At 30.9% G+C, this 24,471-nt stretch carries 21 protein-coding genes, 1 pseudogene and 1 riboswitch; of the genes and pseudogenes, 9 read left to right on the forward strand and 13 right to left on the reverse strand.

Going from position 1 to position 24,471, the window contains the following annotated elements; translation table 11 throughout:
• Window positions 1-2: 2 nt before the first annotated feature.
• From CAMP5082_RS00495 to CAMP5082_RS00520, 6 genes are all read right to left on the reverse strand, one after another.
• Window positions 3-521, reverse strand: a complete 519-nt coding sequence (locus tag CAMP5082_RS00495) for a nitrate reductase cytochrome c-type subunit (protein WP_263708109.1) — start codon at window positions 519-521, stop codon at window positions 3-5.
• Window positions 511-1,302 (reverse strand): quinol dehydrogenase ferredoxin subunit NapH, encoded by a 792-nt coding sequence (napH, locus tag CAMP5082_RS00500; RefSeq protein ID WP_337205594.1) that lies wholly within the window; start codon window positions 1,300-1,302, stop codon window positions 511-513. Before napH ends, CAMP5082_RS00495 begins: the two co-directional genes overlap by 11 nt.
• Window positions 1,299-2,048, reverse strand: coding sequence for a ferredoxin-type protein NapG (gene napG, locus CAMP5082_RS00505; RefSeq protein ID WP_039618627.1), 750 nt, complete (start codon window positions 2,046-2,048; stop codon window positions 1,299-1,301). The genes napH and napG overlap by 4 nt, the downstream gene beginning before the upstream one ends.
• Window positions 2,049-2,050: 2 nt before the next feature.
• A complete protein-coding gene (gene napA / locus CAMP5082_RS00510) occupies window positions 2,051-4,825 on the reverse strand; it encodes a periplasmic nitrate reductase subunit alpha (protein WP_337205595.1) in 2,775 nt (924 codons plus the stop codon).
• A 169-nt stretch (window positions 4,826-4,994) separates the two neighbouring features.
• Window positions 4,995-5,789, reverse strand: a complete 795-nt coding sequence (flgG, locus tag CAMP5082_RS00515; protein WP_039626513.1) for a flagellar basal-body rod protein FlgG — start codon at window positions 5,787-5,789, stop codon at window positions 4,995-4,997.
• A 17-nt stretch (window positions 5,790-5,806) separates the two neighbouring features.
• Window positions 5,807-6,619: a flagellar hook-basal body protein gene (locus CAMP5082_RS00520; RefSeq protein ID WP_337205596.1), complete on the reverse strand. Its 813-nt coding sequence runs from the start codon at window positions 6,617-6,619 to the stop codon at window positions 5,807-5,809.
• Between the two features lie 135 nt (window positions 6,620-6,754).
• On the opposite strand from CAMP5082_RS00520, the gene rpoD reads away from it, so the two are divergent.
• Window positions 6,755-8,632, forward strand: a complete 1,878-nt coding sequence (gene rpoD / locus CAMP5082_RS00525; RefSeq protein WP_263678759.1) for an RNA polymerase sigma factor RpoD — start codon at window positions 6,755-6,757, stop codon at window positions 8,630-8,632.
• 20 nt (window positions 8,633-8,652) lie between these two features.
• Here the strand turns inward: rpoD and CAMP5082_RS00530 are convergent, their stop codons facing one another.
• Complete coding sequence (locus CAMP5082_RS00530) at window positions 8,653-10,746, reverse strand: RNA degradosome polyphosphate kinase (protein ID WP_263682097.1); 2,094 nt, start codon at window positions 10,744-10,746, stop codon at window positions 8,653-8,655.
• A 227-nt stretch (window positions 10,747-10,973) separates the two neighbouring features.
• Here CAMP5082_RS00530 and nrfH point away from each other — a divergent pair, with 227 nt between their 5' ends.
• A complete protein-coding gene (gene nrfH / locus CAMP5082_RS00535) occupies window positions 10,974-11,468 on the forward strand; it encodes a cytochrome c nitrite reductase small subunit (protein ID WP_039618639.1) in 495 nt (164 codons plus the stop codon).
• Window positions 11,469-11,484: 16 nt separating this feature from the next.
• Complete coding sequence (locus CAMP5082_RS00540; protein ID WP_337205597.1) at window positions 11,485-13,302, forward strand: ammonia-forming cytochrome c nitrite reductase subunit c552; 1,818 nt, start codon at window positions 11,485-11,487, stop codon at window positions 13,300-13,302.
• 27 nt (window positions 13,303-13,329) lie between these two features.
• Here the strand turns inward: CAMP5082_RS00540 and thiC are convergent, their stop codons facing one another.
• The 3 genes from thiC to rpe all read right to left on the reverse strand — a co-directional run bounded on the left by thiC (window position 13,330) and on the right by rpe (window position 16,218).
• On the reverse strand, window positions 13,330-14,628 hold the full coding sequence (thiC, locus tag CAMP5082_RS00545) for a phosphomethylpyrimidine synthase ThiC (RefSeq protein ID WP_337205598.1): 1,299 nt from the start codon (window positions 14,626-14,628) through the stop codon (window positions 13,330-13,332).
• Window positions 14,629-14,673: 45 nt separating this feature from the next.
• Window positions 14,674-14,777: riboswitch (TPP riboswitch) on the reverse strand.
• A 32-nt stretch (window positions 14,778-14,809) separates the two neighbouring features.
• A complete protein-coding gene (locus tag CAMP5082_RS00550; RefSeq protein ID WP_337205599.1) occupies window positions 14,810-15,574 on the reverse strand; it encodes a 3'-5' exonuclease in 765 nt (254 codons plus the stop codon).
• Window positions 15,571-16,218 (reverse strand): ribulose-phosphate 3-epimerase, encoded by a 648-nt coding sequence (rpe, locus tag CAMP5082_RS00555; protein WP_337205600.1) that lies wholly within the window; start codon window positions 16,216-16,218, stop codon window positions 15,571-15,573. The genes CAMP5082_RS00550 and rpe overlap by 4 nt, the downstream gene beginning before the upstream one ends.
• A 142-nt stretch (window positions 16,219-16,360) precedes the next feature.
• Between rpe and rpmB the strand changes: the two genes are divergently transcribed.
• From rpmB to CAMP5082_RS08445, 5 genes and pseudogenes are all read left to right on the forward strand, one after another.
• Complete coding sequence (gene rpmB / locus CAMP5082_RS00560) at window positions 16,361-16,555, forward strand: 50S ribosomal protein L28 (protein ID WP_012661734.1); 195 nt, start codon at window positions 16,361-16,363, stop codon at window positions 16,553-16,555.
• 25 nt (window positions 16,556-16,580) lie between these two features.
• Window positions 16,581-17,708, forward strand: coding sequence for a potassium channel family protein (locus CAMP5082_RS00565; RefSeq protein ID WP_337205601.1), 1,128 nt, complete (start codon window positions 16,581-16,583; stop codon window positions 17,706-17,708).
• Window positions 17,709-17,755: 47 nt separating this feature from the next.
• Window positions 17,756-17,971 (forward strand): YdcH family protein, encoded by a 216-nt coding sequence (locus tag CAMP5082_RS00570; protein WP_337205602.1) that lies wholly within the window; start codon window positions 17,756-17,758, stop codon window positions 17,969-17,971.
• 428 nt (window positions 17,972-18,399) lie between these two features.
• A pseudogene (locus tag CAMP5082_RS08440) lies at window positions 18,400-18,684 on the forward strand (methyl-accepting chemotaxis protein); the annotation flags it as partial.
• Between the two features lie 99 nt (window positions 18,685-18,783).
• The gene (locus tag CAMP5082_RS08445) at window positions 18,784-19,131 is read left to right on the forward strand and encodes a CZB domain-containing protein (RefSeq protein WP_442863312.1); all 348 of its coding nucleotides are present in this window, start codon (window positions 18,784-18,786) and stop codon (window positions 19,129-19,131) included.
• 9 nt (window positions 19,132-19,140) lie between these two features.
• Here the strand turns inward: CAMP5082_RS08445 and CAMP5082_RS00580 are convergent, their stop codons facing one another.
• From CAMP5082_RS00580 to groES, 3 genes are all read right to left on the reverse strand, one after another.
• Window positions 19,141-19,710 carry an NUDIX domain-containing protein gene (locus CAMP5082_RS00580; RefSeq protein ID WP_337205604.1) on the reverse strand — a complete coding sequence of 190 codons (570 nt, stop codon included), beginning with the start codon at window positions 19,708-19,710 and terminating at the stop codon, window positions 19,141-19,143.
• A gap of 117 nt (window positions 19,711-19,827) precedes the next feature.
• Window positions 19,828-21,465 (reverse strand): chaperonin GroEL, encoded by a 1,638-nt coding sequence (groL, locus tag CAMP5082_RS00585; protein ID WP_070256698.1) that lies wholly within the window; start codon window positions 21,463-21,465, stop codon window positions 19,828-19,830.
• Between the two features lie 12 nt (window positions 21,466-21,477).
• Window positions 21,478-21,738: a co-chaperone GroES gene (gene groES / locus CAMP5082_RS00590; RefSeq protein WP_149062447.1), complete on the reverse strand. Its 261-nt coding sequence runs from the start codon at window positions 21,736-21,738 to the stop codon at window positions 21,478-21,480.
• 162 nt (window positions 21,739-21,900) lie between these two features.
• Here groES and CAMP5082_RS00595 point away from each other — a divergent pair, with 162 nt between their 5' ends.
• Window positions 21,901-24,444 (forward strand): hypothetical protein, encoded by a 2,544-nt coding sequence (locus CAMP5082_RS00595; protein WP_337205605.1) that lies wholly within the window; start codon window positions 21,901-21,903, stop codon window positions 24,442-24,444.
• Window positions 24,445-24,471: the final 27 nt, after the last annotated feature.

The following is a 24,471-nucleotide window of genomic DNA, read 5'->3' on the forward strand; positions in this document are numbered from 1 at the left end:
TTTTATTTTACACCTTCATTTAAAACATCTAAAAGATTAGATTTTTTCTTTGATTCTTCGCTTTTAAATTTTGCTTCAAAGCTATTTCCTACCAAAGGTTCAGCATCGCTTTGTGGCACATGACATTGTGTACAATTAAATCTTGCATCGCTTATCATATCTTTAGTAGATTTGTTTTTTCTTAAATCAAAATAATGACTACTTGGAAGTGGTGTAGCTCCAACATCTTTAGCAATAGTCTTATCATGACAACTTAAGCAAATATTATTATCCTTAGTAATTGGAAGCATATCCTCTAAAGTGTGCGGGATTAATGGCGGAGCATTTTCAAACGATCTTTCAATCAAAACAGACTCACCAGCCACTGCTTGAGAATATTTTGCATCCAATAATTCTACATTTTCACTTTCTAAACTTGTTTTTCTTAAACCTATATCTTTTGAATCAACACTTTTAACAGCAAGCCCACAAGCACTTATTAAAACAGCTGCTGCTAAGGATAAAAAGATTTTATTTTTCATTTTCTCTCCTTAAATTTATTATACTAAAACCTAAAGCATCATCACCGCAAATATCAATACATTTTCCACATCTTATACACTCACCTGATTTTACATCTTGATTTTCTTTACCTATCATCCAAAGCACTTGTTTTTCGGGGCACACTCCAAGACATTTATAACACTTAGTGCATTTTTGTAAGCTATATCTTACTTTTAACAATGAAAAATGCGAACTTAAAGCCCAAAAAGCCCCTAAAGGACAAAAATGCGAACAAGTAAACCTTGGACTAAAAAATGTATCTATACAAAAAATGATCAAAGCCATAAAAAGCCAAGAAATACCACCGAAAATAATCCCTCTTTGGATTATTCCTATATAAGAAAATTCCTCAAAAACAGGAAAAGAAAAAAGAAAAGAAAAAATCAAAACAAAAGCTAAAACATAATAACGCAAATTTTTATTTACATTAAAAACTCTTGCTTGATTAAAACCTAATTTATTTCTAATAAAATAAGCAAAATCAGTAATGATATTGACAGGACAAACCCAAGCACAAAATGCTCTTCCAGCAAAAATAGCATAAAATAAAAATACTATCAAAGCACCACTTAAAGCCATCAAATCTACTTGCAAACTTGCCAAAGCAAGTTGAATAAATGCAAAAGGATCACTTAGTGGCACCGAAGAAAATAAAACCGAAGAGCTTAAATTTCCTTTTAATATAAAATTAAATACACCAAAAGAAAAAAAAGTTAAAATAGACAATTGCATTACTCTTCTTAAAATAAGATACTTCATAGCAATTCTCCATCGTTAAGATAATCTTTAGCCTTATTTTTATTGAAATTTTTATCTGTGTTTACATCTTGCAAACGCTTTTCATCTTTTTCATCCCAACCTTTGATGTAATTATCCCCAGCTTTTCCTAAAACAAATTCTCTAGGCAAAACTTTAATGGCTGCTTTTTGTGTTATACAGGCTTTTTCACAAATCCCACATCCAACACATACTTCATGATCTACCACAGGTAGTAAAAATGCATGCTTTGCTGTTCTTTCATTGCGTTTTGTTTCAAGTTTTAATGCTTTATCCATTAGAGGACAAGCTCTATAACATGCATCACATTGAATTCCCCAATAAGCAACACAACTTGCACTATCAATTATAGCTATACCCATTTTTGTTTTATAAATTCCATCTTTTTGCTCTAAATATTTATGATCTAGAGCATTTGTAGGACAATCCCTTATACAAGGTATATCCTCACATAACCTGCAAGGATTTTCTCTTGCTACAAAAAAAGGTGTACCATTTTTAGCACTATTTTCTAAATTTGCTAACTTTAAAACATCATAAGGACAGGCTTTTACACAAAGTCCACATCGTATACATTTTGATAAAAATTCTTTTTCATCATCTGCCCCAGGAGGTCTTAAAAAATACTCCTGATTTGAGCTAAATGCTAAACTTGCCAAAAATGCACTTCCGCTTCCTATGCATAAAAGCTTAAAAGCAAAGGCTAAAAATTCTCTTCTATTTTTCATTTTTATGCTTTAGTAATTTTTACGGCGCATTTTTTGAAATCTGTTTGATTAGACAACGGACAAGTTGCATCTAGTGTAACTTTGTTTATATATACATTCTCATCAAACCAAGGCACATACACAAGGCCTTTAGAAGGTTTATTTCTACCACGAAAATCTACTCTAGCTTTTACTTTACCACGACGTGATTCTACCCATACAATATCACCTTGATTAATTTTCATAGCCTTAGCATCATCTTCATTCATATAACAAAGTGCTTCAGGTACTGCACGGAAAAGCTCAGGAACCCTCATGGTCATAGTTCCACTATGCCAATGCTCTAAAACCCTACCAGTACATAACCAGAATGGATATTCTTTACTTGGTCTTTCAGGTGCTTTCATAAATGGTCTAAAGAAAATTTTTACTTTGTTTTTTAAACTGTATTTTTCTTTAGTTTTTGGAGCTAGTAAATCTCCTTTTGGTAATTCTTTAGCAAAACCTCCATAAAATGCAAAGTCTGAATTTGGAGCAGCTTTTTTAGCATAATAGTCAAATTTAGTATTAAATCTCCATTGGGTTTCTTTACCATTTACCACAGGCCATCTTAAACCTCTTACTTTATGATAAGTATCAAAATCAGCTAAATCATGTCCATGACCTAAGCCAAATTTGCGGTATTCTTCCCATAGATATTTTTGTACAAAAAATCCATACCCATTAAATTCTTTACCATCACTACCTATAACTTTTCTCTCATCACCAAATACTTCAGAATTATCAAATCCTTTTGCAATAGAATCGTTTGCTTTGAAAGATTTTGCTTCTTTATTAGCAAATAATACATCATATAAAGTATCATCTTCGCTATAACCCATAGCTTTAGCTTCTTCTAAAACACTTGGTAGGGTAAGCTTATCATTTACCTTAGTTTCGCCCCAAACTTCTTTTAATTTAAAGCGTTTTGCAAATTCCATGATTTGCCAAGTATCACTCATAGCTTCACCTACAGGCAGCACTTGTTGCTTCCAGTGTTGAGTTCTTCTTTCAGCATTACCATAAGCACCCCATTTTTCATAAATCATAGCACTTGGTAAAATTAAATCTGCCACCTTAGCACTAATTCCTGGGTAACAATCACTCACAACGATAAAATTATCCATTTCTCTAGCTGCTGCTATCCAGTGATTTGCATTAGCGGTGTTTTGCCAAGGATTATTTACTTGCACCCAAGCAAATTTGATATTTCCATCTTCTAAATCTCTCATGATTTTTAAATATGGAGCACCTGGTTTAGGGTTGATTGTTTTTGCAGGAACTTTCCAAATTTTTTCACTAATTTCTCTGTGTTTAGGATTTGCAACCACCATATCAGCAGGTAAACGATGTGAAAAAGTCCCTACTTCTCTTGCGGTTCCACAAGCACTTGGTTGCCCTGTCAATGAAAACGCACCGCTTCCTGGTTTTGCTTGTTTGCCAAGTAAAAAATGCACCATATAAGCTTGCTCATTCACCCAAGTACCTCTTGTGTGTTGATTAAAGCCCATGGTCCAAAAACTTACGACTTTTCTATTTTTTTCTATATATAAATTTGCTAATTCTTGAAGTTTTTTCTTAAATTCTTCTATGCTTTCATCTTCATTGCCTTTAGCAACTTTAGCAACATAATCAAGCGTATAAGGCTCTAAAGCTTTTTTGAAATCTTCAAATGAAATTTCCCAATGCACATCAGGAGTATTTTGGTGTTTCATTTCAAATTTATCGCCTGCTTTTACCCCCAAATAAGCCAAAGATACTGCTTCTTCTTCATCTACAATAATAGCATTTTGTTTTGCTACAGTATCTTTTTCACTTGCTTTAAATTTAGGATGGTTTGGATTATTTCTCATTCCATAACCAATATCAGCATAACCTGTTGTAAAAATACAATGTTTTTCAATAAATTCTTTATCCATAGCTTCAGGATGATTATAAACAATCTCTCTAGCGATATAATTCCAAATAGCTAAATCAGTATTTGGTTTGAAAATGATTTCAGTATCTGCTATATGAGAAGTTCTATTAGAAAAAGTAGATAAATTTACGATTTTAACTTTATCCAAATTACTTAATTTTCTATCACTTACCCTTGACCATAAAATCGGATGCATTTCTGCCATATTTGCACCCCAAGTAATAATAGTATCAGTAAGCTCTATATCATCATAACAACCAGAAGGCTCATCAACCCCAAAAGTTTGCATAAAACCAACAACAGCACTAGCCATACAATGACGTGCATTTGGGTCTATATTGTTGGATCTAAAACCAGCTTTTACTAATTTTGCAGCAGCATATCCTTCTTGTATAGTATATTGACCACTTGCAAAAATTCCAATCCCCTCCACACCTTTTTCTTTGTAGGCTTTTTTGAATTGTTTTTCCATTTCATCAAAAGCTCTTTGCCAAGAAACTTGTTGAAATTTTCCTTTTTTATCAAACTCACCTTTTGCATTTACACGAAGTAAAGGTGTTACTAAGCGATCTTCTCCATACATAATTTTTGCATTAAAATAACCTTTAATACAATTTAATCCACGATTTACAGGAGCTGCTGGGTCTCCTTTTACAGCGACAATTTTACCATCTAAACTTGCAACTAAAATTCCACAGCCTGTACCACAAAATCTACAAACAGCCTTATCCCAACGCCATTTATTCTCAGTATTTGCAAGTACACTACTTGGAACACTAAGACCTGCAACACCACAAGCACTAGCAATAGCGGTATTTTTAATGAAGTCCCTTCTGTTCATTATATCCCTCGTTATTGTTTTATTTATGTATAAAAGAATACATAAATAAAATATTACTATGATTAGTTTAAATTTAAATTATAATAGAGAATATTTTACAAGTATTTATAAATAGGAGTTTTTTAGTATTTTTTAATATTTTTTGCATATTATAAAACGCTAGTTAATTCTAGCGTTTTAATTGATTTACAATTCCAAGCATATCATCGCTTGTAGTAATAGCTTTTGAGCCAGCTTCATAAGCTCTTTGCCCTGTAATAAGATCAGTCATTTCTTCTACAAGCTGAACATTACTAAGCTCTACAAAGCCATGTTTGATTACAGAAAATCCATTCTCTCCAGCTATACCTGCAATAGGCGCTCCACTTGCATCAGTTTCTACTAAAAGATTATCTCCCAAAGCATGCAAGCCCGCCGGATTAATAAAATTTACAAGCTCAATTTGACCTATTTGAGTTTCAGCTGTATTTCCTGGCTGCATAACAGAAACCGTTCCATCACTTGCTACGTTAATAGCTGTAGCATCCTCAGGTATAGTCATTTCCGGCAAAAGTCTATAACCATCTGAATTTACAATATTTCCTTCAGCATCTTTGGTAAATTGACCATTTCTAGTATAAGCTATAGTTCCATCAGGCATTTGAATTTGGAAAAAGCCATTATTGCCCGCAATTGCCATATCAAGACCTGAAGTTGATGTTTGTTTTAAACTACCTTCACTAAAAATTTTACTCACAGCTGTCACTCTTGAGCCAAGACCCACTTCTATACCACTTGGGTGTTTTGTGGTACTTGAGGTTGAAGTACCTGCGTATTTCATCGTTTGATACATCAAATCTGCAAATTCTGCACGCGATTTTTTATAACCTACTGTATTAACATTTGAAATATTATTTGAAGTTACATCAATTTGTGTTTGTTGTGATACCATCCCTGATGCTGCTGTATATAATGATCTTAACATTTTATCTATCCTTAGTTTTATTTAGTACTTGCTAATTTGTTAATAGCTTCTTGATTTAAATCATCCATATGAGATGTCATAACTTTTTGATACATCTCAACCATTCTATTTGCTTCGATTAATCCTACCATTTCTGTAACTGGATTAACATTTGAACCTTGAGTAAAACCTTGCTTAATGGCATTTGAATTTGGCAAATCTCTAATTTTGTTTAAATTATCGATTTTATACATATTATCACCATCTTTTTGCAAATCTCTTAAATCATCAACTTGCGCTACGAATAATCTTGCTATATCTTGATTAGATGCACTGATGATTCCATTTTTATCCACATTAATAAAAGAAGTGGGATTTCCTATGCGTATGCCATCGTTTTCAGGATTGTTAAAATAATCACTGCTTAAAACTCTATACCCTTGACGATTTACCAAATATCCCTCATCATCAAGCTGGAAATTTCCGTCTTGACTCAATCTTACCTCACCATTATTTGTTTTAATTAAATAAAAAGTATCCTCACGAGTAAGAGCTAAATCCAAAGGATTATGCGTCATTTTCATAGAACCTACGCTAAAATTTGTATAGACGTGATTAACTTGTGGAACCCTATCTATAGTTGTATTTACAAATCTTGCAGCATCTCTTGTATGATTTTGTATAGGTAACTCATCTTGAGTTTCTTTAAAAATCCTTTTAAAATCTGCAATAACAACATTATCTCTTTTATAGCCACTTGTATTTACATTTGCTAGGTTATTAGTTACAACATCTAAGCGATTAAACTGCGTAACCATAGCACCAGTAGCTTGATAATACCCATTTTGCATTGTTTTTCCTAACTAAAATCTTAATTTTCTACATGATAAAGCAAAAGCTGTTCCAAAATGTTTTTATTTGTTTTTAATTAATTTTTAGGCATAATATTTAGTTTTACACTCATTACTTAAATACAAGGGGTATCCATGGCTAATGAAACCAATGTTTTAGAAGAACTTTTCAAAGAAAATTCTAAAGATTATATCACATATGAAAAACTTGTCAAGTATTTTGCAAAGCTTCCAAATGCAACAAGTGCAAAAAAAATCCGCGATTTAATGGATAAACATAAAGTAGAATTAATTTCTTCAGCTGAAATTGCTAAAAAAAGAAATTTAGAAGAAGCAAAAAAACTACAAGAAGAAAAACAAAAATTACAAGATACGAGTTTAGAAAATGAATTTGATTTAGCCAATGAAAACGATTTGCTTGAATGGAGTAGATCAGACTCTCCTGTTAGAATGTATTTAAGAGAAATGGGACAAATAGCTCTTTTAAACAAGGACGAGGAAGTTGAAATTTCTAAAAAAATTGAGCTAGGTGAAGATATTATTATTGATGCTTTTTGTTCTGTGCCTTATTTGATAGATTTTATACTTGATTATAAAGAACCTTTAATCAATAGAGAAAGAAGAGTAAAAGAGCTTTTTAAAAGCTTTGAAGATGATGATAAAAGTGATGATGATAAAAGTGATGATGAAATAGATTCTGAAGAAGAAAATGAAAACGAGGAAAATGAAAACTCAAGTGAAAAAAAACCTAAAAAAGCAAGTAAAAAAGAAGACGAAAGAACCTTAAAAGTTATAGAAAGTTTTAAGGCCCTAGAAAAAGCAAAAAAAGAATGGTTAAAAACCATATCTACTATTAATGCAGAAAAAAATGATGATGAATTGTTAGATAAACTCATAATTGCTTTTAAGAAAAATATATTAAAAGAAAAACTAATGGATCTAGGTCCAACTTCAAAACTTATCTCTGAAATCGTAAAATCCATGGAAACAGCTTTAAAAAGTGATGAGGAATTTGACAAAGAATTAAAACGCTTAGAATATCGTTTGCCAATGTTTTCAGAAGAATTAAAACAAAGACACCAAGATATCTTAAAAGATATTACCAAACTTAGCAAAGAAGAAATCGCTGAACGCGCACTAGAAACTACGATGGTAAGCACTTATATGGAGATAAAAAAACTCATTCAAACTAAAGAAGCTAGTCAAAATTCTTTTGATTTAGAAAAAGATCAACTAAAAGAAATTCTAGAGCAAATAAAACGCGGTAAAAAAATCTCAGATGAAGCTAAAACCAGAATGGCAAAATCAAATTTACGCTTGGTTGTAAGCATTGCTAAAAGATATACCAATCGTGGGTTACCATTTTTAGATTTGATCCAAGAGGGCAATATAGGCTTAATGAAAGCGGTAGATAAATTTGAATACAAACGCGGTTATAAATTTTCAACCTATGCAACTTGGTGGATTAGACAAGCCATTTCAAGAGCTATTGCTGATCAAGCAAGAACAATTAGAATTCCTATTCATATGATAGAAACTATTAATCAAATCAATAAAATCATTCGTGAATATTTACAAAAAGAAGGTAAAGAACCTGATGTAAGCATTATTGCTAAAGAAGTAGGACTTAGCGTAGATAAAGTAAAACAAGTGATTAAAATCACTAAAGAACCAATTTCTCTAGAAGCGCCTATTAGCAATGAAGATGATGGTAAATTTGGAGATTTTGTAGAAGATAGAACTTCAATTTCACCTATGGATCACATCTTAAAAGATGATTTAAAAGAACAAATTGATGAAGTTTTAGATCAGCTTAATGACAGAGAAAAAGCTGTTATTAGAATGCGTTTTGGTTTAATGGATGATGAAAGTGATAGAACCTTAGAAGAAATCGGCAAAGAACTAAATGTCACAAGAGAAAGAGTAAGACAAATAGAAAGCTCAGCCATAAAAAAACTCAAACACCCAAAAGTTGGTAGAAAACTTAAAAATTATATAGAAGGTTGGAAATAATCCTTGCTAAAAAGCAAGGATTAGCTATCTCTAAAAAGCTTCGTTGCTAAATGTGCTGCTCTACTATGATCAGTATCTTTTTTCAAGGTATTAAAAATTCTACTAATATATTCTTCTAAAATTTGTTGAGAATTATTAATTTTTTCTGCTTCATTTAAAGTAATCTTACGATATCTTCCTTCACTGTTTAACTCATAAGCTAAATCATTATCGCTTAATTGTAGTTTTAAAATTTGGGCTAATTTTGCACGCGAATGCTCATCAAAAATAGGAGTCATTAATTCCAATCTTCTTTCTAAATTCCTTGGCATCCAATCAGCACTTGAAATAAAATAATTTGGCTCAGTGTGTTTAAAATATAAAATTCTAGCATGTTCTAAATATTTTCCAACTATACTTCTAACTTTTATATTTTCACTATACCCTTTTACTCCAGGTCTTAAACAACAAATTCCACGCACAATAAGATCTATTTTAACACCCTTATTTGAAGCCTCATATAAAGCTTTAATCACATCACCATCTACTAAAGCATTCATTTTGGCTATGATTACCCCATCTTTTCCATGACTTGCTTCTGTAGCTATCATATCTAAAATTCTTTCTTTGATTTGCTTTGGACTCATTGATAAAGTCTTTAAGCGACGGCTTTTACTATATCCTGAAAGTATATGAAAAAAGGTTGTGGTATCTTGAGAGTATTCTTCTTTAGAAGTAAAATAACTCACATCAGTATAAATTTTAGCTGAACTTGCATTATAATTGCCTGTACTTAAATGATTATAAATTTTTAATTTATCCCCTTCTTTTCTAATCACTTGAGCCACTTTTGCATGCACTTTAAAACCAGTGATTCCATACACCACATGAGCTCCTGCATTTTCTAATGATTTTGCCCAGTGTAAATTATTTTCCTCATCAAAGCGTGCTTTTAATTCCACCATTACTGTAACTTGCTTACCATCACTTGCTGCATCAATTAAAGCTTGGACTATGTTTGAATTTTTTTCTACCCTATAAAGAGTCATTCTTATAGAAACAACCTTAGGATCTTTACTTGCTTCTTTGATAAATTGATACACAGGCTCAAAACTTTCATAAGGTTGTATAGCCAATATATCTTGTTTATCAATTGCACTAAAAATAGATACATTATCTCCAAAAGGTGGTAAAATCTTTGGTGTATACACAGGGTTTAGTAAGTGTGTAAATTCTTTATTAGAAATGATTTGCCACAGTGATGGTAAATTTAAAAGTATGCTGTATTCATAAATGTCTTTATGAAAAATATTCATATGAGAACTTAAAAATTCAATCAACTGCTCATCTGCGCCTTTTTCTATTTGCAAGCGTATAAAAGCACCTTTTCTACGAAGCTTTAAACCCTGCTCTAAAATCAACATAAAATCATCAGCTTCTTCTTCTTCTATCTCCATATCTGCATTTCTAGTTACCCTAAAAGCAGCAGATGATAAAAGCTTATAACCAGGAAAAATATGTTCAGTATGATGGCGCACTATACTTTCTATAGGCACATAAATATTAGAGCTTACTTGATAAAATCTTGGTAAAACCCTAGGTATACGTATCATACCAAATTTTAAAAGTTCAGGATGCATAGGATCGCAAAGTTTTACCGCTAAAGAAAATGAAAGATTATTTAAATGCGGAAAAGGATGGGTTGCATCAACTGCAATAGGCACTATTACAGGAAAAATATTAGAGAAAAAATGCTCATTACATTGTTGTTTTAAATCCTCATCAAGTTCTTCATATAAACGAATAAACAAATTTTCTTTTTCTAAATCTTGAGTTATTTTAGTAAAATACTGCTCTACTACATATTTTTCTTCATGTAAATAATTTCTAATGGCTTTAAGCTGTGCAAGTGGTGTCATTTCATCATTACTTGCTGTGCTTATTCCTGCTATAAAAAGCTGTTTTAATCCAGCTACCCTTATCATATAAAACTCATCTAAATTTGTACAATATATAGCTATAAATTTAAGCTTTTCAAGCAAAGGAAGATCTTTAGAACATTGATCTAAAACACGGGAGTTAAATGCAAGCCAAGAAAGTTCTCTATTAATATACATTGATGGTTGAATTTGCATAATACACCTGCCTTATTTTCTAGTATGTAATATTTTAGTATTTCTTTTATTAAATTTTATTTTATTTTTATAATAGTAAATAAATTTATATAAAAAAATAATACTTTTTTTATCTTATTAAAAAAATTATAAATAAATAATAAATTTATATTTACTTTTTAAGATTTTATAGATAATATAATTATACTTAAGTTCTTGTAACTTAAACTTCATTCAAAGGAGAGACTTTGAAAAAAGCAAACTCAAAACTTTTTGCTGTTTTCCTCTTCTTGCTTGTAATTTTAGCAGGAGTTGGAATGTATACTTTCCATAATGCTAAAGGCACTTCTTATTTTAGCGATGCTAGCGAAAGCTGTAATAATTGTCATATTATGAACGAAGTTTATAATGATTATTTAAAAGCTTCACACTCTAAAGAAGTTGATGGTAAACCAAGAGCAACCTGTAATGATTGTCATTTACCACATAGCTTTTTTGAAAAATGGATTGCTAAAGCTCAAAGTGGTTTAGGACATGCTTATGCATTTACTTTTAAACTTGATTCTTTGCCTACGCATTTGAGTGCAAATGCAAAAAGTAAAGAAATAGTCCAAAATAACTGTATAGAATGTCACAAAGAAATTGCGAGTAACACTATCAACCCTACTCTAGATCCACATAAAGATAATGCTTTAAGTTGTGTGTCTTGTCATCAAGGTGTTGGCCATAAGAGAGGATTTTAAATGAAAGGAGTATTTAATGAATAACAAAGGCATTTTATATAGTGCTATTAGTGCTACTATAGTAGCTATTGCAGGCGTATTGTGGTTAAATCAAGATATCACAGCCAAAACAAACGATTCAGTAGGTGGGATCATCTCTCAAGAAATCGTAAAACTCGGTGATGAAAATCCTACTTTTGATTATTGGGGAAAGAACTTTCCTGATTATTTAGACATGCATACAACAGTGGAAAAACAAGCACCTAATGCAACAGAATTTGGCGGGAATTTAGCTTATTCAAAACTAATTCGCTATCCACAATTAACTGTTCTTTGGGCTGGCTATCCATTCAGTATTGATGCCAATGAAGAAAGAGGTCACTTTTGGGTTCAAGTAGATCAAATGGATACAGCTAGAAACAATAAAGATTTCTTAAATGCACATGGCTTTGCAGGATTTGGTGGTCAACCAACAGCTTGTATGAATTGCCATAGCGGATGGACTCCTTGGCTTTTAAACAACACTGCAAAAGGTGATTGGGTGGCATTTAACTCTGCAAAATATTGGACTATGATTAAAACAGTTCCTGCAGTAAATGGAGCTAAAGAAAACTCGCCTGAGCACAGTGGACCTCATGGTGGAAAAAGAATGGGTGTAACATGTGCAGATTGTCACAACCCAACAGACATGAGTTTAAGACTTACAAGACCAGCTTTAATCAACGCATTAATTTCAAGAGGCTATGAGGCAGATGAAAAACAAGGCGTTAAAGCTTCAAGAAGTGAGATGAGAACTTTAGTATGCTCTCAATGTCACGTTGAATACTACTTCAAACCAACAGGCACCAAAGTAAAAACTATCGGGGAAAGTATAGCTAACGATAGCTCTAAAAAATGGTGGAATGGTACTCAAAAAACTTATGATGAGTTTGATTCTTGGAGAGATGGAAATAAACCAATTGAAATTGAAGTTGATGGTATAGAACTAGCATTTCCTTGGAGTGAGTGGAAAAAAGGTGAGCCATTTAGAATAGAAATGTTTGATGATTATTATGAAAAAAATAGAGAAAATTTCCCAAGTGATTGGGTTCATAAAATCACCAAAGCACCTATGCTAAAAATTCAACACCCAGAAAGTGAACTTTATAGTGGCGGTGTACATGCTGCAAATGGTGTAAGTTGTGCAGATTGCCATATGCCTTACATTAGAAAAGGCGCAAAAAAAGTTACTAACCACAATATCACTTCGCCTTTAGTTGATATCAACTCAGCTTGTAAAACTTGTCACACTCAAAGCGAAAGCTATCTGGCTAAACAAGTAAAAGATATACAAAATTCAGTAGCTCATGATTTAAGAACAGCTGAATATTCTTTAGTAAGCTTGATTAAAGACGTAGAAACTATTCGCGCAGAGCTTGGAAAAATGCCTAAATTCCAAACTGATGGCAAAGCAGATGATGCTAAAATTTCAGCTGAATTAAAAGAAGTATTAGAACTACATAGAAAATCTCAAGTAAGAGCAGACTTTGTAGGTGCTGAAAACTCAACAGGTTTCCATAATCCTAGAGAAGCTTCAAGAATGCTTTTACAATCAGTTGATATGTCAAGACAAGGACAAACTAAACTAGTAGAAATTGCAGCAAAAAATGGTATTAAAGATTTCAAAACTTCAAATTTAGGTTTTGAAGATATTCAAAAATTAAATCCAGGTGAAATTCACTATAAAGTAGATTTAAACGGCAACAAAGCAGGTGATCGCTACTATAAACACCAAGAAGTAAATGGTAATCCACCAGCAAAACTTCTTGAAGATGATAAAAATCTAAAACCTTATAATTATAAAGTGATAGATTAATCAAACTAAACCCTCATAATCGAGGGTTTATTCTTTTATCAAACTAACATCCTCGCCTTTTAAAATTTTATTCATAGTGTTCATAGCACACATTTTTCCACACATTGAACAAGAATTAAGTTCTTCAGGTTTTCTTTCATTAAACATTTTCTTAGCCTTTTCTCCATCAATTGCTAATTTAAACATTTTTTCCCAATCAATATCTTGTCTAGCTTTACTCATTTCATCATCTATTTTTCTTTCTTTAGGAAGTTTAGCTATATCTCCTGCATGAGCTGCTATTTTAGTCGCTACTATACCATCTCTTACATCTTCTAAATTTGGAAGTCTTAAATGCTCAGCAGGAGTTACATAGCAAAGTATATCAGCACCAGCTGCTGCTGCAACTGCTCCACCGATCGCTCCGCTTATATGATCATATCCTGCACCTATATCAGTAACTAATGGTCCTAAGACATAAAAAGGTGCGCCGTTGCAAATTCTTTTTTCAAGTTGCGTATTAGCTTCTATTTCATTAATAGCCATATGACCAGGTCCTTCTATCATCACTTGCACATCTTGAGCCCATGCTCTTTTGGTTAGCAATGAAAGTTCTATAAGTTCAGCAATTTGAGCTCCATCGCTTGCATCATGGGTACAACCAGGTCTTAGCGCATCGCCCAAAGAAAGTGTCACATCAAATTCCTTACATATAGCAAGCAAATCATCATAATATTCATAGAATGGATTTTCAGCATCATTCATTTGCATCCAAGCATAAAGAACCGAGCCTCCTCTTGAAACTATATTAGTAATCCTATCACACTCTTTAAAAACCCTAGCAGCACGAGAATTTATCCCTGCATGAATTGTCATAAAATCCACTCCGCTTTTAGCATGATGATACACTACATCTAAAAAATCTTTTGCCTTAATATCTTTTAAATCTTTCTCTAAAAACCCAACCGCATCATAAACAGGTACAGTGCCTATCATAGCTTTTGAAGTAGCAATTAGCTCATCTCTAAAACGACTAGTTTTGCCATAATTACTAAGATCCATAATAGCTTCTATATTAAATTTATGAGCTAACTCTACCTTTTTCATTTCTTCACTATAATCTACACAATCATTTGAAACACCTAAATTTACATTTACTTTTGTTTTAAGTCCATAGCCAATACCATTTGGATCTAGTGCTTTATGGTTGATATTTGCAGGAATGATAATTTTTCCACATGCTATATTTTCAAGCAAAAAGTCTTCACTTACTTGCTCTTTTTGTGCAACAATTTGCATTTGTTTTGTAAAAATTCCTTCTTTTGCATAAGACATTTGAGTTTTCATTTAAATTTATCCTTAAAATAAAATTTGGATAAATGAAGGGTATGTGAGTAGTTGATAAATTATCCCAACGCTAGCATTACCTAGTTCTGGTGCGGTCTAAGCTTTTAGCTTACTCTCAGCCTGTATCACAAGCTCCCGTCATTTATGCAAAGCAAGTATAGCAATAAATACAAAACAAAGTTTATTTTTTTATTTGATTTTTAGCTTGCTTGCTAAAATGTAACAATTCTTCGGTAGTTTTTATATAAAAAGGAATTTTTTTAAGACAGTATTTTAAAATTTCACTTGCAGCCAAAGCATCACTTAAGGCTCTATGATGCTTACTTTCAATACACAAAAACTCTTTTAGCGCATCAAGACCGTATTTTGGACTTTCAATACACTTTTTAGCTAAATCAATAGTGCATAATCTTCTATTTAAAAGTACCCCAAAATCATTTTCATACATAGCTTTAGATATAAAATGATAATCAAAACGCACATTGTGTGCTACAAAAATACTATCTTTTAAAAACAATTTAAAATCATTTAACACAGTTTTTAAAGAAGGTGCATTTTCTACCATATCCAAACTAATCCCGGTTAATTCTGTAATATTTTCAGGTATGCTTTCTACTTTTATAAAACTCTCAAATCTATCAATTTCTTTATAATTTTGAATTTTAACCGCACCTATTTCTAAAATTTGACCACTTTTTATCCCACCAGTGCTTTCAATATCTACTACACAAAAAATCTCATCTTTTATTTTTGTATTTTTACTTTTTAAGCACAAGCAATTTTGCGCACTAAGCTCCACTCCTAGTCCTAAAAGCTCAAAAATATATAAATCAAAGTCATAATGATTTAATTCTTCTATTTTTGCAAGTTCTTTTAAAACCCAAGGAAAAGGTTTGTTTTCTTTGCTTAGCTTGATGATTAAATCATCGATTTGTTGTTGGCTCAAAATTCAAGCTTTAAAGAATTAATTGCTGTTTTTTTATCTTGTGAGGAAAAAATATAACTACCTGCGACTAAAATATCAGCTCCTGCTTCATCTAAATCAGGCGCATTTAAACCATTTACCCCACCATCTACTTCTATAAAAACTTTAAGATTTTTCCTATCTATCATTTCTCTTAACTGTCTAATTTTATCATACACTAAAGGTAAAAAACTTTGCCCACCAAAGCCTGGATTAACACTCATTAAAAGCACCATATCTACAAATTCTAAAATATGCTCTATACTTGAAATTGGGGTATGTGGATTTAAAACAATAGCAGGATGGATGCCATTTTTTCTTATATACTCACACACTCTAATAGGATGATTTTCAGCCTCTAAATGAAAACTAATAAATTTTGGTTTTACTGGAATAAATAAATCTACAAAACTATTAACATTATGCACCATTAAATGCACATCTAAAGGCACTGAAGTAATTTTTGAAATATTTTCAATCACACAAGGACCAAAAGTAAGATTTGGTACAAAATGCCCATCCATCACATCAATGTGCAACAAATCAGCCCCTGCTTCACACACATCTTTAATCTCATTTTCCAAATTTAAAAAATTTGCAGACAATAAACTTGGCGCTACATACATTTTATATCTCCAATAAAAGTAAAAAATAATTTTATCATACTTATTATCAAATTTTCTTTATGTATTTTTGATAATATTTGATTTTTTTAAGCTTGTTTTAGATACAATGCTAAAAATTATTTTTATTTCATAAGGAAAATTTATGTCAAGAATTTGCCAAATTACAGGAAAAGGACCTATGGTAGGTAACAATGTTAGCCATGCTAACAATAAAACAAAAAGACGCTTTTTGCCAAATTTAAGAACAGTTCGTATTACTTTAGAAGATGGAACTACTAGAAAAGTTAGAGTTGCTGCTTCGACTTTAAGAACACTTAAAAAGCAAAGTAGTAAATAATCCTTAATGTAAATGAGGAATTACTATGTCTTTTTTAAAAAAGCTACAAAAATTCCTCAATTGGTCTCCCTCTCCAAAACCTTCAATTAATCTCAATGATGAGCTTTATGAGCAACTTAAATTTTTAAGAATTCCTCTTATTGCCGTTGTTGTTATGACATTAATTGGGGCTTTTGGTTATATGCTCACAAGTAATTACAACCTTAACGATGCTATTTATCAAGCCGGTATGACTTTTACCACTTTGGGTTATACTGAAGTTAATCCCATACCAACAGCGGGTAGAATTTTTACTGTTGTATATGTACTATTAACTTTTACAATATTTACTTTTTGTATGGGTTTAGTAATAGAAATAGTAAAAAAAGGTGTTTTGTCTAAAATCATCAAGGAAAGAAGAATGCTGCATAAAGTTGCAAGATTAAAAAATCATTTTGTAATATGTTACCATAATGATTTTACCATAGAATTAGCACAGCAATTTAGAGAAAATCATATTCCTTTTGTTGTGGTTGATGAAGTTGAAAATTTCAGCGAGATTGCCGAAAAATATAATTATCCTTATTATATAGAAAGCGCACCTCATACTAATATAGCCTTTTTAAAAACCAATCTTTCTAGCGCAAAAGGCGTAATAACCCTTAGTAATAACATAGCAGATAATATTGCTATCATTGCCTCAGTAAGATTATTTGAAAAAGAACTACAAAGAATTAATCCTTATTTTATACTAGCTAGCTCAAGCAACGAAGATGAAACAGAAAAACTTAAAAAACTTGGAGCAAATTCTATTGTTTCTGCTACAAAATTAGTTGCACAAAGACTTAGTGCGATGTCAGCAAGACCAGATATGGAAAATTTATTAGAAAATTATCTTTATAAAAAAAATAGCCCTATTGATTTAGAAGAGGTTAAAATTCCTGATGAATCGTGGGTGAGATTTAAAAGATTAAAAGAAATTCATTTAAGAGATATGGCAAATGTAAGTATAGTGGGAATTTTAGAAAATAAAAAATTCACACCTATGCCAAGAGGTGATACTTTAATAAGTACTGGAGCAAAATTATTAATCGTAGGTACAGCAGATAGCATAAAAATAGCCAAAAAGATTATAAAAAACAAGCAAAAACCCGATGAGTTAAAATATATTTAACTTATTTTAAGCTATAATCAATTATTAATTTTAAAAAGGAGGCTTATATGCTACATGAATTTAGAGATTTAATTACCGAACTAAAAGGTAAAGACATGCACTTTGATAAATTGTTTGAAGAACACAATGAACTTGATCACAAAATCAAAGACGCTGAAGAAGGCAGAATTCATCTAGATAGCTTAGAAATTGCAAATCTTAAAAAAGAAAAATTAAGATTAAAAGATGAGTTAAACACTTATTTATTAAATTATAAAAAATAATTTCTTTCTAATTTCAACTTTCAAGGAAAACTATGTTTGGAAAAAAAAGTCAATCAAAACAAGACTTTGAAGATTTACAAAATAAAATCAAAGAATTAGAAGAAGAAAACAAAAAACTTCTTTTAGAAAAACAAGAGTTAATCGAAAAATACGAAAAGCAACTTCAAGAAGATTGCGGAAAAACTGCACTCGAAACTCGTCTTTTAGAGATGTTATTAAATGGAATATTAAAAGGCATTTCAAATGTGCAAGGCGATATGCAAGAAAATGTAAATAAAGCTGAAATGATTTCTCAGTATTCTGACTCATCATTAAAAGATATGCAAGAATTAAATGCAATTACACATTCGATTATATCTTCACTTCAAAGCATTATTGAATCAGCTAATCGTTCAAGAGATACAGCGGGTAATTTACACCGCAGTGTTGATGAGATCGCTAATGTTATTAACTTAATCAAAGATGTATCTGATCAAACCAATCTTTTAGCACTAAATGCCGCAATCGAAGCTGCGCGCGCAGGAGAGCATGGTCGTGGTTTTGCTGTTGTTGCTGATGAAGTTAGAAAACTTGCTGAAAAAACACAAAAAGCAACCTCTGAAGTAGAATTAAATATTAATCTATTAAAACAAAATGCAGATGAAATGTATGGACAAAGTGAACAAGTAGAAAAAGTATCATTAGAATCAAATGAACATATTATAAAATTCTCTAGTAATTTTGCTCAATTAATCTCTAATGCAAATTCAACTAGCTCGCACGCTAAAAGTATCACATCTGAAATTTTTATATCTTTAGCAAAATTAGATCATATCGCATTTAAACTAAATGGTTATAATGAAATCATTCATGCTTCAGGCAAAACGCTTTCCGATCATTTAAGTTGTAGGCTTGCAAAATGGATTACGGGTATAGGTAAAGAAAGATTTTCTAGCGGAAGAGCTTTTGGCAAGTTAAATTTACCACACCAAAAAGTGCATGAAAATATCAACCAAGCTGTTGCCTTAGCGCATAATGAAAATACAGGCAATGAATTAGTTCAAAATCAAATTCTAGATAAATGCTCAAATGCTGAAAAAGCCTCTGAAGATTTATTTGCAATCTTTAAAGAAATGCTTGATGAAAAAGACCCAAACATTGAAAACAAAGAAGAAAAATAAAAGGTAAGATTAATTCTTACCTTTAAACCACAAATACGCATATTCAAGTAAAGGGGTTTTGATAGGATTTTCTTTAGAAAATTTTTCAAAGTCTTTTCTTTTTATCCATACTGCTTGAATATCCTCTCCATCAATTCCACCACCATAACCAATTTTATTATCTTCATTAATTTCAGCATAGAATAAAAACTGTCTACTAACACCTGAACCAAAACCTGTATAAAACTCTCCTATTTTTTCTACAACCTTAGGAGCATAACCCAATTCTTCTATACATTCTTCTTTAGCTATTTCTTCCAAACTCAAATCTTTATCAACAAGCCCTGAACAAAGTTCTATACTAAATCCTATCTCATCTAAATGCAAATTATTACGTTTTTGATAATCCCATAAAGGAATTCTAAATTGCTTCACAAAAACAAAAGAATCTTTTTGAGTATGATATAAAAAAACAGAAACACTATCCAATGCTTCTATAAAATCCCAAGTATATTTTTTATTATCTTTGCCTATATAAGTATATCTTTTAGGTTTAATGTATTTTGAGTTGGAAAATCGCTCTTCTTGCAAGTTTTTCATGTAAAATCCTTATAATTTTACATCTATTATAACAAAAATAAAAATCAGTGCAGAAAAATAAAAAAAGAGTGAGTTGCTTTATATAAAAAGCAACTCAAAAGCAACAAAAAGATGGTATTACATCATACCACCCATGCCTCCCATACCGCCCATGCCACTCATATCAGGCATAGCAGGTTTATCCTCTTTGATTTCACTAATTGTAGCTTCAGTTGTTAAAAGCATACTAGCTACTGAAACTGCATTAAGTAAAGCCACTCTTTCTACTTTAACAGGGTCAATAATACCGCTTTCAAGCATATTTACATATTCACCTTTTGCAGCATCAAAACCGGTATTTTCTTCTTTACTATTTTCTACTGTATTAACAACTACACCAGCATCAAATCCAGCATTTTCAGCAATTTGTCTTAAAGGTGCTCTTAAAGCTCTTTCTACAATAGCAGCACCAATAGCCTCATCACCTTGCAAATTCAAGCTGATTTTTGATTTTGCTTTGATTAATGCAGCACCACCGCCTATTACTATACCTTCTTCAACAGCAGCTTTTGTAGCACTTAATGCATCATCAACTCTATCTTTTTTCTCTTTCATTTCAGTTTCAGTAGCAGCACCAACTTTAATTACCGCTACACCACCGCTTAACTTAGCTAGTCTTTCTTGTAGTTTTTCTCTATCATAATCTGAGCTTGTTTCAGCAATTTGAGCTTTGATTTGATTAATTCTTGCATCAATATTTGCTTTTTCACCTGCACCATTTACAATAGTTGTATTATCTTTATCAATGATCACGCTTGAAGCTTGACCTAAATCTTGGATACTAGCACTTTCTAAAGTTCTTCCAAGCTCTTCAGAAATCACTTCACCACCTGTTAAAATAGCAATATCTTCAAGCATAGCTTTTCTTCTATCACCAAAACCAGGAGCTTTAACTGCTGAAATATTTAAAACACCTCTTAATTTATTTACAACTAAAGTTGCTAAAGCTTCACCCTCAATGTCTTCAGCTATAATTAAAAGTGGTTTTCCTGTTTTTTGAATTTGTTCTAAAATTGGTAATAAATCTTTTAAGTTGGCAATTTTTTTATCAAATAACAAAATAAATGGATTTTGCAATTCAGCTGTCATTTTTTCAGTATTTGTAATAAAATATGGGCTTAAATAACCTCTATCAAATTGCATACCTTCAACTACATTTAATTCATCATTGATTGATTTTGCTTCTTCAACAGTGATAACACCATCTTTTCCAACTTTTTCCATAGCATCAGCGATTAAATTTCCGATTTTCTCATCTGAATTTGCAGAAATTGTTGCAACTTGAGCGATTTCTTTTTTGTCTTTAACTTCACGAGAAAGTTTTTTAAGTTCAGCTACTATAGCTTCACAAGCTTTATCCATACCTCTTTTAACTTCGATAGGATTAGCACCTGCTGTGATATTTCTCAAACCTTCTTTAAAAATAGCATGTGCTAAAACTGTTGCTGTTGTTGTTCCATCGCCTGCTTGATCAGCTGTTTTGCTAGCTACTTCTCTAACTAAAGAAGCACCCATATTTTCTAAAGAATCTTTTAATTCTACTTCTTTAGCCACACTTACACCATCTTTTGTGATAGTTGGAGCGCCAAAACTTTTTTGGATTAATACATTACGACCACGTGGTCCCATAGTAACTTTTACTGCATCATTAAGTTTTTTAACACCTTCATAAAGTTTATTTCTTGCTTCGTCTGAAAAAAATATTTCTTTTGCCATTCTTTATCCTTTTTATTTAATAATCCCTAAAACATCATCAATATTAAGAACTAAATACTCTTCATTGTCAAGTTTTATTTCAGTTCCGCCATATTTTGCAAACATTACTTTATCATTTACTTTAACATCTTCTATTTCTTTACTCACTGCAACAACTTCACCATTTAGTGGTTTTTCTTTAGCATTATCTGGTATAATAATCCCAGAAGCAGTAGTTTTCATTTCTTCTAAGCGTTTTACTAAAATACGCTTTCCTAGAGGTTGAAAATTCATTTTTTATCCTTTCTAAAATGTGCCATTTTTAGCACTCTTTGTTTTTGAGTGATAGAATTATACATTAAAGAAAGTTAATTGTCAATAAATTAAGTAAAATATATCATATAAGTTTAGTCTATTACACTAAATTTATATGATATATCATTATAAAGGTTTCTTATGAAAAAAATTCTCTACGTTCTTTTAGGTGTAGTATGTGTAGTATTGCTAGCCATTTATACATTATTATTTACAAGCACAGGCAATACTTTTTTAAAGCCAAGAATCGAAACGATTATTGCTCAAAAAAGCGGTATGAGTGTTAAATTTGAAAATTTTAAAATTAGTTTTTCACAACTTGACATTAAAGCAAATATTGATGATAAATTTTTTGCTAATATAGAAGGTGACATATCACTTTTAAGACTAGGATTTGATTTAAATTATCTTTTAGGACTTAAACAAAATTATATTCAAGAACTTGGCTTAAAAAGCGATAAAGATTTTACATTTAAAGGTAATGCTGTAGGTAAAAGTAGTAATTTTTCAGTAAAAGGCAATGGATTTTTGTTTGATTCTAATCTTAGTTTAGATGCAAAAATCGTTGATTTTTCTCCTATAAATCTTGAATTTATTGGCAAAAATATAGATTTGGCTCAAATTTTAGATTTTGCTAATCTACCAAGATATGCTCAAGGAAAAATTAGTATTATCAGTGATATACAAGCTAAAGATTTAAAACCAAATGGTAACGCTTTGATTAATTTTTACACAAGTTCTATCAACAATACTCTCATTGAAAAAGATTTTAATCTAAGCTTACCAAAACAAAGCTATATAAAGGGTGAAATAAGATCTTTAATCCAAAACAATGAAGTTGTATCTAAAAGTGAAATTTTAAGCAATTTTTTTAAACTTTATACACAAAAAAGTATTTATGATACAACAAAACAAAGCTTAGCTAGTGATTTTGACATCAAAATAGATGATTTTAATCAATTTTCATCTCTAGCTAAAATGAAACTCCAAGGCAAAAGTCAAATTCAAGGCAATTTACTTTTTGCAAACAATCAATTACAAAGATTAGATGCTAACTTGCTTGGATTTGGTGGTAGCTTAAAAGCTGTTTTAGAAAATAATAATCTTAATATCAATACAACTAATATAGAAGTAGCAGAGCTTTTAAAGACTATCTCTATGCCTGCTTTTATTAATTCTAAATTAGTTTTAGATTTAAAAGCACAAGGGCTTGATTTTAAAAATTTCAATCTAAATACTAGGTTAAATAATGCAAATATAAATGTTATAGAATTTAAAAAACTAAGTAATCTTGATTTTCCAAAAACAACTTTTAACTTACAAGCTAAAGCAAATGCGAAAAATTCTTTAATTGATTATGAAGCTTTACTTGATTCAAACATAGCAAAAATACCTCAACTAAAAGGTTCATATAACCTTACAAACAAAGATTTAAAAGCACGAATTAGTGCTTTTGTAGATAATCTTAACAAATTAAAACCTTTAACCAAGCAAAATCTCAATGGACCTTTAAATTTAGATGCCAAAGTTGATCTTAAGGCAAATCAAATTCAAAATCTTGATGCAAATATTAAAATCATGCAAGGGCTTATCAATGCAAAATCTAATGGAAAAAGTTTACAAGCGAAAGTCGATAATATAAAATTAGAGCAACTTTTTCCTTTGATAGGACAAAAAGTTTTAGCTTATGGAGATGTAAATGCTGACATTGATTTAAAAACACTTGATTTTAACAATATTAATGGTGATTTTAAAGCCATTATTAATTCTTCTTTTAATGAAATAGAATTATCCAAGCTTTTGGATAAAAAATTTCCAAAGAATACTTCAGCAAAAATCAATCTTGATGGAAAAATTTCTAAATCAATCATTGATTTTAATGCTAAAGCTCTAAGTTCATTTGCAAATATTAACTCATTAAAAGGAAATTTTGATCTTAATCAAATGGCTCTAGCAAGCACTTATAATATATCATTGCAAGATTTTTCTAAGCTAGGATTTTTAGTCGATAGAAACTTAAAAGGCAAGGCTGATTTTGAAGGAAAATTTGATTTTAAAAACGCTTTAATAGATGCAAGCGTTAATAGTAAAAATATATTTAATGGCTCATTAAATGCCACTTTAAAAAATAATATTTTTAACGCTAAAATGCAAAATACTGATCTTTCAAATTTAGCTCAAAGTTTAGATTTGCCTGATTATTACCAAGCAAAATCAAATTTAAGTATTGACTACAATCTTTTAAAAGAAAGCGGTGTGGTGCTAATGAACTTAGCCGATGGACAACTTAAGAAAAACCTCATCACAAGTGCTTTAATGCTACTTTTACAAAAAGATATCACTCAAGATGTATATCGCAACGGTGAAGCTAAAATAAATATCAATAAAAATCTTATAGATTTAAATTTAAACCTAGTGGCTGATAGAAGTAATATAAACATCAGCAAAGGCAAAGTTGATACAAAAAGCACTAAATTAAACATTCCTTTTAATATCATTATTGATAGAGCAAATTTCAAAGGCATTATAAAAGGAACAACACAAGATCCTAAAGTAAGTCTTGATACAAAAAGTGTTGTAAATTCTATTGTTAATACAATAGGTGGAAATGCTAGTGATGGTGCTAAAAATACAGGTAAAAAAGTAGATCAAGCAATAGATAAAATCTTTAACAAACTCTTCTAATACATCTAGCCTTAAAAAGGCTAGATT

This window comes from Campylobacter sp. LMG 17559, assembly GCF_024723605.1.
Classification (GTDB): Bacteria; Campylobacterota; Campylobacteria; order Campylobacterales; family Campylobacteraceae; genus Campylobacter_D.